Source organism: Collinsella sp. AF05-9, assembly GCF_003465595.1.
GTDB lineage: Bacteria > Actinomycetota > Coriobacteriia > Coriobacteriales > Coriobacteriaceae > Collinsella.
In genome coordinates, this window is sequence record NZ_QSBB01000052.1 from 1 (window position 1) to 9,322 (window position 9,322).

At 51.0% G+C, this 9,322-nt stretch carries 7 protein-coding genes; 2 read left to right on the forward strand and 5 right to left on the reverse strand.

Features of this window, described 5'->3' with window-relative positions:
* Positions 1-281: 281 nt before the first annotated feature.
* From DWV43_RS09555 to DWV43_RS09575, 5 genes are all read right to left on the reverse strand, one after another.
* Positions 282-950 carry an RloB family protein gene (locus DWV43_RS09555; protein ID WP_117818377.1) on the reverse strand — a complete coding sequence of 223 codons (669 nt, stop codon included), beginning with the start codon at positions 948-950 and terminating at the stop codon, positions 282-284.
* Position 951: 1 nt separating this feature from the next.
* Positions 952-2,094: an ATP/GTP-binding protein gene (locus tag DWV43_RS09560; RefSeq protein WP_158569864.1), complete on the reverse strand. Its 1,143-nt coding sequence runs from the start codon at positions 2,092-2,094 to the stop codon at positions 952-954.
* A gap of 1,064 nt (positions 2,095-3,158) precedes the next feature.
* Positions 3,159-4,169, reverse strand: coding sequence for a hypothetical protein (locus DWV43_RS09565; protein WP_117736263.1), 1,011 nt, complete (start codon positions 4,167-4,169; stop codon positions 3,159-3,161).
* Between the two features lie 44 nt (positions 4,170-4,213).
* Positions 4,214-6,004, reverse strand: coding sequence for an ATP-binding protein (locus DWV43_RS09570; RefSeq protein ID WP_158569865.1), 1,791 nt, complete (start codon positions 6,002-6,004; stop codon positions 4,214-4,216).
* 279 nt (positions 6,005-6,283) lie between these two features.
* On the reverse strand, positions 6,284-7,225 hold the full coding sequence (locus tag DWV43_RS09575; RefSeq protein WP_117818383.1) for an Abi family protein: 942 nt from the start codon (positions 7,223-7,225) through the stop codon (positions 6,284-6,286).
* Between the two features lie 355 nt (positions 7,226-7,580).
* Between DWV43_RS09575 and DWV43_RS09580 the strand changes: the two genes are divergently transcribed.
* Both DWV43_RS09580 and DWV43_RS09585 read left to right on the forward strand, forming a co-directional pair.
* Positions 7,581-8,249 (forward strand): hypothetical protein, encoded by a 669-nt coding sequence (locus DWV43_RS09580; RefSeq protein WP_117818385.1) that lies wholly within the window; start codon positions 7,581-7,583, stop codon positions 8,247-8,249.
* 229 nt (positions 8,250-8,478) lie between these two features.
* On the forward strand, positions 8,479-9,150 hold the full coding sequence (locus tag DWV43_RS09585; RefSeq protein WP_117818387.1) for a hypothetical protein: 672 nt from the start codon (positions 8,479-8,481) through the stop codon (positions 9,148-9,150).
* Positions 9,151-9,322: the final 172 nt, after the last annotated feature.

The window sequence follows — 9,322 nt, forward strand, 5'->3', positions numbered from 1 at the left end:
ACTTGCAGCGACGGACCTCGGGACGCTCTTACACCACGTCTGCGCGCGCCACCACATCGAGAGTGTTAAATGAGCGACCAATTCGGAAGTGGGGTGAAAAACCGAGACCTGTCGACCAGACCCTAGTTTTGGGCACCCGCGACCTGCGGTTTTGTTGCCTGAAATCGGGCTATGCTCGGCGAGTTTCGATTTTTCTCCGCACTTCTCCTACGCACCGGATTTGCAATCGCGCATCACAATCCGCCAATCGCCCTAACCGGAAAGCCAATCCACAGACTCGACTAGCCAGCCAGATACGGCCCGATTACATCGAAAATTTCGCCCACCTTAGTTGCAGGGTTTTGCGCAGATGGCTTAACGTTACCCAGCCCCCTATGGTATGTGACGAGGCGCCCAACACGCTGCAATGCCTCGCCTCGTTTGCCGTCCACCACCTCGAACAGCCCGTCCAAGTTCTTGCGGTACTCGATGCCCAGGTCTCTCGACATCTCCTGCGCGAGGGCATGCTGGCAGTCGGACGCGGACATATGCGCGGTCGTGTAGCGAAAGTGCAGAAGAGGCCACAGCTCGAAGCAGGGGTTCGACCACAACGCATGGAAGGTCCTCGAACCATCGGAGAGCTCGTCGCATTTGCGCTCCATCGCGTCAAAGTCGGACGCAGGAAAGTCATCCTTGTCATACACGAGCCACACATGGTCGAATGTCTCGGGCGCATAGCGGCAGTGTTCGACGGCAAAGTCAAGTAGGTCAAGTGTGTGTTTGCCGGTCCCCTTAACGACAATGGCAACCTTACGCTCGTTCGCCGCACCCAACGCCGCACGCACACCCTCAAAGTAGCGAGGCTCGGTCTCCTTGCCCTCGCTCACTACAAGATGACGCGTCATCTGAACCATGCGCGAGCGGCCCTCTCGTTTGCCGCTACGCCAGCCCTTCGACTTCTTCGCCACCATGCTAATCCCACTCCTCGATGCGGGTGAGATACGGATCGGCGCCGTAGCGACCGGACAGGTATTGCTTGTCGAAAGCCGCGTTCTTGCTTACCAGATTACCGTTTGCCTCGTGGATGTCGGCGAGAGACCACAGTTGGCTCGCCTCCCCCTCGCCGCGCGCAGCGAACCATATCTCGTCACGGCGGAACACATCGTTTCGCATGGTTGACACATCCTGGGACGAGAAGATGAGCTGCGCGCCACTCTTGTTGACCCCAGGATCCTTAAACAGCAGAATCACATAGCGAAGAAGCTTCGGGTGCAGTTTGGCGTCGAGCTCGTCTACCACAACGGTGCCACCACGCTCAAGCGCTGTCATCAGATACGCAGCCAACCCCATGAGCTTCTGGGTTCCGGCAGATTCCTCGGATAAACGCAGCTCGTACGCCTTGCCGCCCACCTCGTGCCTCACGAAGACGCGCTGGCCGCGCCACTCCGGCGCCCTCTCCACTCTGAAGCCATCAATACGTACATCAACGGCGCGCAAAAAACGCGTGACCTCGGGTGAGTCATCCTCATCGAGCAATTGTTCGAGCATCTGCTCCAGATAGGAGCTGTTATAGTTCAGGAACACCCCGTCAAGAAACCAGCTGGCAGCCTCCTTGACCACCGGCGCGTCAAAGTTGATGCAGAGAAACGACAGGTACGGCAGTCTCGGGTTGAATCTCGCAGCCGTCACGAGCTTACGCAGCGTGGGACCGAGCTCAACCTCTGCGCCCTCACGCTCGAACAGCATCGCCGTGCGTGACGCTCCCAATTTTCGCCGCCATAGGCCTTCGGACACGATCTCGTCCGCATGCACGGACAGGGCATAGCGGTACTCGTGCTCACCCGCGCGATAGTAGAGCTCGAACTCGGTGGGCTCGGCAGCAGACACGTCATCGAACTCAAACGCAGAGCAACGGGGTATCGAAGGACGGTTACCCTCTGGCGCATCAGTGCTGGCAGACAGCAATCTGATAGGCCTGGCCACCGCCGAACGAATGTAGTCAAGCGCCTCGAGCAGGTTAGACTTGCCGCCAGCGTTAGGTCCGTACACCGCAGCCACCGGAAGAAAACTCTGCCCGTCAGGGCACTCTATGAGGGAGCGCTCGAACTCCCTCATCGATGTTGCCTGCATGGAAAGCTCAGTTTCGTCGCGATAGGATCTATAGTTCCTGAAGGTAAACTGGCAAAGCATCGGCCTCAAAATTCCTTTCATTGTTTTGAAAAGATATTTCAGGGTTTTTCTTTGATTATAGACTTTAAGTAGGCTAAATCAAGTGCTTGCTACACCAATGACAGCAGGCGCAAGGTGCAAACCGCCCACACTCGACCATCCCATTGCCGGAATGGCGTTTAGCAAGCACGTCGCACATTACATGCATGAAAAAAGGGCAACACTCTCTAACAGAAAGCGTCGCCCTTAAAGCTCCCGAAGAGCTTTTGTATTGTAGGAAAATACTCTACACCATCTCCCCTTGATTGAGGAAATCAGCCCGTAACTAGCCGGCCGAGACCATAACAAATCTTATGAATTACGCCATTAAGCACGGTGGGCATTTTGGTGGCAAAAAGGCACGGCACTTCCCATATCAATGCCTTCTTCCAGTATTGAATGTTCTCGCCTACTACGATCCGCTTGCCTGGCACGAGGCGAAAGCGGGCGCAAGCTATACTGCAGTGTATGAGTTGGCAAGTCACAGTAGGCTCTTTGTAGAACTTCTCGACGAGGCAATTTAAGAGACCTGGGGGAACAAGAAAAGATGAGCTTCCATGCCATCAAGAAACCGAAAACAGGCGAAGCCGCTTTGTTGAAGACGTGCACACGACAATCTACAACGCCAACTACACCGACCCGCGGATCCGGGAACTGAACGGTATCGATCTTAACATATCGTCACAAGACAAAGAACTTTTCCAGCGCCCGGCTCCACCATCGGCAACCCGGTAAAGCCATCTCTGGCTAACGCACTCACCAGATTCTTTATATCCCTACGCGACGATTCCTCGTCAACTGTTGCGACTCTCGAAGACGCGGTCCATGCGCCCACGTCAGTGATTTGCTATTTAGCGCCGGGAATCATATGACTGGGCGTGGCCGTACTCGCTATGTGGCTGTTAAATTGCAAAAGAAGTGATACGTCGCCCGCCAATGGATAAAAGGCCGTCCAAACTAGATGAAAAGAGTCACCTCATAGCCCATATCTTCCAAATGCCGTTCCGCTTCACCAGAACTATTTCATGCCCGCCCTCGATGAGCTGCGGTCCCTCAATCAGAAACGGTTCTCGAACGTTTGGGAGAAGCTTTACGAGGGCCGAGCCGTCCTCTTGATACCGAACAAGAGTGCTCATTCCATAATCCCCTTCCAAAAGCTCGGCGGCTTGCAAATAATCACCCCATCTGAAAATGGTCTCCCGTGCGACAAGGGAATTGAGTTCGCTGGGGTCCAGGGGCCTTCTGCCAAGCGCCTCTTTGAATAGTAGAACAGCGGTGATTATCTCTAAATCATCGCGCGAACCTTGCTGAACCTTTTTCTCAATGTCCTCATCCCCAAGATCTCTACCGCGAAGATTTCGCCAAAATGGCGAATTCTCAATCTGGCGACAAGCGTCTTTTGATTCAAACGAAACAGTTGCCGATGCTTCCTCTTTCCTCGATAGCGGCTTGATTCCAGCATTAAGAAGGAACTCAGAGAACTGCAGCAAAATCTGTTCTCTCCCCGCGATATACGGTGCCAGGGCGACCAGTCTCATGTGTTCGGGAACAGAGACGAGGTTCTCTGCCCGCGTTATATCCGCGTGCATCAGCACTCCGTACATTACATCTTCGACGTTTGCAAAGGCACCCTCGACAACCTTGCCGTCCCCAAAGGCAAACTCAATTGATTGGCTATTAAGGGCATCAAGACTATCCAGCAAGGATTCAATCACATCCTTACTAGAAGCGAAGTCCCGTTCAGCAGACTTGAGCAGCCTCCTGAGAAACAAGTCCTTTCCGCGCACAAAATACTTGCGCTGCAGCATAAGACGCACCGAGACCGCAGCAAACGCTTCATCCCCAAGCTCAAGTTCACCTAATTTCGAAAAGCAATTAGGATCGAAACGGGCAAGCCTCTCATCAAGTGGAAGCGTGCTGGCAAGTCTCTTGTAAGTATCAATCGTGTATAGATACAACTCATACGCAACGCTATTGTCCAAAGCTGCCGCACCCCTCAATCATGATTGACAGGTCGATAATTCACCTACTGCGTTTCAACGTCATTGGCCGCACATATCAGATCGCACAACTCTGCCACGCGTTTCATTGCATCACCCAACGGAGAAAAACCGGCCCCACAGGCAGTCCTTGCAATCCTAATTTTATCTGGATGCGTTTTCCCACCCTTAAACGTAAAGCTCAGCGGGCAAATAAATCTGTCACCAAGGGGATGCTCCCATTTTTTACCCGAATAACATTTCTCAATCGAAGCTGCAAGCACATCTTCTGGAACATAGTTCTCAATTGTTGCGCCCCAGGTAACCCACGACATTGCGCCGTTCTGTGTGCACTCGTCAATAATGCGTCGCTTGGTTGAATTAAGTCTCGAATGAGAGGATTTCTTATCAGAATCCATCAGCACGCAGAGATGAGTATTGATTCTAAAGAGGGATATCAGCTCCGCGGGGATATCTTCGCCAGCACTTGCATCTAGTGCATTCAGCAACTTGCCACCGTAAATCATTGCACTGTAATGAATACCTTCTTCGAGCGAAATGTTATGCTCATCAGACCATCTCTTAATCCAATAATTCAGGTACACGCGGTCCGAGGGCCCCTCAACCCACACTACAAAGTTTGCTTGCAACAGATCGGAGGCCTTGACCCCCAAATCATCAAGCAAATCGCGAGCACAACCCAGACCGTCAAGCTGTCTGCATCCAGAAACTCCATTTGTCTTAGACACATGGGCAACCTGAACGCCAGGATAGTTAATAACAGTTGGAGAATGCGTAGTGATGATAAATCGGTTTGAATCGTCCTCGAGAAGGTATTTCATAAACCTCGCCTGCAGAGCCGGGTGCAGATGAATTTCGGGTTCTTCAATACAGATAATGCTGTTGTCGTTGCAAGCAATAATCGAAGCGAGAATTACGAGCTCCGTAACTCCCGTACCCAAAGATTCAAGCGGCAGGTAATCGGCATCGGAAGTCTTAAGAGATATCTCATGGCTTTCATGCGAAACAAGCAGAGAGGCACGGGGGTCGTTCATGACATCGCGCACGAATCCTTGCAGCTTATTCAGCCGCGCTTCTGCCCGAGCATGATTTGAACGCTCCGGATTAAACAAGCGAAGCAAAGCTGTTGGAAGACCGCGTCCGCTGCAAAGATCGACATCGCGATCTGGAAAATCATCGTCTTCAACCGACCTAATTGCATCGACCTTAACAAAGCGAGGGATATTCCCCCACGGAACAATACTGCGGATTATGTCGGCATAGCACGATTCGTCATCACCGCCGTGTTGGAGAGGATCAAGGGAGCAGCGATTCAGGTCCATAGACAAGCCTGCACTTTTATACTGCGAGAAAGACGCAATCAGATCATTTACTAAAGACGACCCAGCAGCCGGCGACGCCGTTAGAAAGTCAAGCCAAACGCCATCTCCATCGTTTGATATATACGGCGGACGGGAAAATAACTCAGAAAGCTCTGCCATCCGCTTATCTCCAGAAGGTCGCTTTAAACTGGAGGACTCCAATAAAACAGATCGATCTATACACAGGGAAATAGTCAACGGGTCATTTGCCCCCGCTGATTTCAGCAGCAAGGGCGCATCTTCCCTAGTGAAGGGATAGCGATTGCGGGCGATTTCCCCTCTTTGGTCAATGGATGTCATTGCCTTAATAACAAAATCAACAAGAGACGATTTTCCGCAGTTATTCTGTCCCGCTAGGACTTGGACTTTATCAAATGGACCGAAGCGCGAGTCTTCACTTCCGAAAAAGGAGCGATAGCCGCTACAACCAAAACCCAGAAAGATATTGCGACGCATTCTTGCCAGCCCCCCTTGATAAATAAGCCATGTCCAAACTAATTCTAATTGTCTAAAACTCTTCATGAACCAGCAGCACGTGAGAACGGTCCCATCTAAAGCATGTCCATCGCCTTAGGCTTCAATGTAAAAGATAGTGACCACTCCACCGTCGAACTCATCGACCATCTCATTGACCACAGCTCATAATTCTGCAAAGTTGGATACTCGATAGAGATTGTCGTGCAATCATTTGGATATCAATTGCAGGACAACTCAACCGTATCGACGCCCTCAGCCTCAATCGAACAGGGTGCCATCTTGTGACTTTTGAAGCAGCTCAACAAATCCAATTTGGTCGAGTATGTGCTTTATCGCGTAGGTTTTCAAATACCTACTCAGCAGAGCCGTCAACTCTTCGACAAACGTTCTGAATTCAATCTCGGTCAGATAACGTTTGAGCATCCACACCATCTGGATGTAGTTAATGTTCTTGCGCCCTCCGACCCTAGCACAATAAAGACGCTCGTCATGGGCGCAAACGTTACGGAATTTAACGAGTGTTTCAATTGAAAGTTGAGCGGCCTTTTCGCTAAAGAAACCGCTTTTCTTCGATCCGGTTTTCCCAGTTGCATCTACAATCATTTTGCAAAAAGTACGCCGCTCGCCGGGCTTCATCAGATTGTAGAAATGCTCCATGTTTCCAAACGTCAAATCATTAACCAGAACCCACAGCGGCACCGAACCATATTCATTGCGATAGTGAGCAACAAATTCAGATTTACTTTTTAATGCCCTGCGGCTAAGTATGCTCGTCAGATTGGAAATCTCACGGGCGTATCTCGCCTCGTCTTTTCCCGTCGCAGAATATTCGTCTTGAGCACAAAATGAAGACTGCAAGTAATAGTCATTGGGACCACGATGAACATTCGAAAAGGTGTACGCGATCGCGGTCTTTATTTTGGCCTCGGCTAATATGAGAAACTTAAATGTTAGAGACCTCAACTCCCTATCGAACGTAAACAATGAATATAGGTCCGAAAAGGTTGCGCCGCTGCGATACCGGTCCTCATTGAACTTCGAGCTTAAGCTCATATCAATAAACGGATCCTTATAGCCGTTAACAATCGAGTAATAACCCTCGCTCATCAGAATGCGAGCCGTGTTGTCGTCAACAGTCAAACCCCTTTGCTTAAGCAATCTGACTTGATCGTCAATGGGCAAGAAAGGCTTTGCTGTCATTGAGGCTCCTCAAATGAAGAAAGGCAGCCATCCCAAGAAGGACAGCCGCCTTTCTGCAGGACGCGGGACCCGTAGGTTATCCGCGTCAATACCGCTGTTCAGATAGTCTACTGATTATCGATCCAAAAATCAACGTTAAAAATTGAGCCGAACGACAAAACATATGACCCTAAATTCTCATTTTCATTGCAGCCGCTCAGGCTGTTGCGTTGAGATTGTAATCAACCCGCTTCCCTAAAGCGATAGAATAAAAAACGAGCAGGGTCGCGTATCGCCGGAACAATGCCCTCAATATATTTGAATCCGCAATTAGGCAAACACCAAACCCATAATCCGGACAACAGAAGTGAGCCATATGCATAGCCCCATTGATAGCGAAAGCTACGTCATGCCCATCCTTGGCAGGACCAAGATTGATATCTGGGAGTGTTATGCGAGACATGTTCTGCAATTTATCGATAACGACAAATACGGCAATTTGGCTTACAGCGACAAACCGGATCTGATCGATCGGGCACAGTCCCTGGGCATCGAGGTAACAGCTTCCCAATCACAAGACAGCAGAAAGGCAGAATCCCTCTATTCCAAACTCCTATACGAGAATGATTCTTCTCAGGAAAAACGCCGAATCGAACTTATTGAGCAATGTGGAGCGCATTTCGAAAAAGGAGTCCTGTATGGCCCAAATGGTTCGGATTCGTTCGAGCTGATTATTGAGGTTCTTCGCAAAAAGCTGGACAGACTCGACTCTGGCGACTACGAACCCTTTAGGAGAAACGAGCTGTTTGTCAGATCCAATATTCTAGCTGACGAGGAAATGCTTCGCGAAGCGCTCTCCAACATGAAAAAAGAATCCAGTGGTCACTCATGCCACTTCGCATCTGTTATCGTCTCGGTCCCTGGATACAATTACGTTTTCGACCTCGATGCATCGACATGCGTATCTCTTGAATTCGAATACGAAGACCAGCATCGTATTGCTCGTGAAGCAAACAAGGAAGTGAACATCGCACAGTCAAGCTGAGACGCGATACTACGACCGATATACCAACAGACCATTTCGTAGCAGGTCGGAATAAGGCCCCCGGAGCTCTTTGCTGCGTAAGCCTCAGCGTCCCAATGAGCCATCACCCCAAGCGACGCAGATCCACGCCAATCCGGCACGAAGGTTCTGAGAATTTCCCTTATCTTGACAGTGAGAAGCCGGAAAGCACAAGGCGGCCCGGGCACCTCCACCCAAGAAAGGATCTTATATGCTCAAAGACGGCATCGCATACCTACTCAAGTTCGCGCCCAAGGAAGCATACATCGACGACTTGATAAACGGTCGCCTCTACATGAACGCGGCCGGCTACTATCATGGCCTGCCTGGCGAGCAGGGCGATCCACTCGAGGCGTCCATGGCTCCCGGAGTGTGCCTCTACGGATATACTTGTCTGCCCATCTACTGCATGTACACGGTCCGCGAGAACGATATCGTCGACAACACCGTGAAAAACCCGATGCGCATGATCCAGGAGTTCGGGTGCGCGGACGGGTGGATCGGTATCGTGCAGTACGACAGCTTCGCACGCCTCGCCGACAGACACATTGCCGACGACGGAAGCGTCTACGCCCACGGTCCCATCTCCTACGGCGTCCCCGGGCCAAAACTGATTCGCGAGATCTTTGAGGGCATCCCGCACAATCTCGTTATCAAAACGCCCAAGTACGCATATCAGAAGGAGTATCGAATCATCGGGTCGCGACCGGTCGAATGTCGTCTTTTACCAGACGAGAATCACCCTGGCTGCAAAATTGAAAAATACGACCATGCGGAACTAGACTTAGGCTGCAGCCTCGCGGACTTTTCCTGGAAGTTCTCGGTGCCGTGCCTCGATGAGCCGCAAGACGGCCTCATGTTGAAGCTACCGCATTGCGTATAGTCAACCCAGCACAGGTCAGAGCACCGCCGGGGACTAAAGCGGGCCTGCTCCCCTCCCCAACATTCCCCAGAAAGTTCGATGATGTTGACTGGGGTTCCCGTAAAATAAACCCCAATAAAATAGGCTCTGTTAGACCACATTTGACACGATCGGCTGTTCGTCGAACCGGGAA

Bases quoted from the DNA above. Each gene is read 5' to 3' on its own strand.
- DWV43_RS09575 (WP_117818383.1), bottom strand. From the start codon at position 7,225: ATGACAGCAAAGCCTTTCTTGCCCATTGACGATCAAGTCAGATTGCTT.
- DWV43_RS09555 (WP_117818377.1), bottom strand. From the start codon at position 950: ATGGTGGCGAAGAAGTCGAAGGGCTGGCGTAGCGGCAAACGAGAGGGC.
- DWV43_RS09585 (WP_117818387.1), top strand. From the start codon at position 8,479: ATGCTCAAAGACGGCATCGCATACCTACTCAAGTTCGCGCCCAAGGAA.
- DWV43_RS09580 (WP_117818385.1), top strand. From the start codon at position 7,581: ATGCATAGCCCCATTGATAGCGAAAGCTACGTCATGCCCATCCTTGGC.
- DWV43_RS09570 (WP_158569865.1), bottom strand. From the start codon at position 6,004: ATGCGTCGCAATATCTTTCTGGGTTTTGGTTGTAGCGGCTATCGCTCC.
- DWV43_RS09560 (WP_158569864.1), bottom strand. From the start codon at position 2,094: ATGAGGGAGTTCGAGCGCTCCCTCATAGAGTGCCCTGACGGGCAGAGT.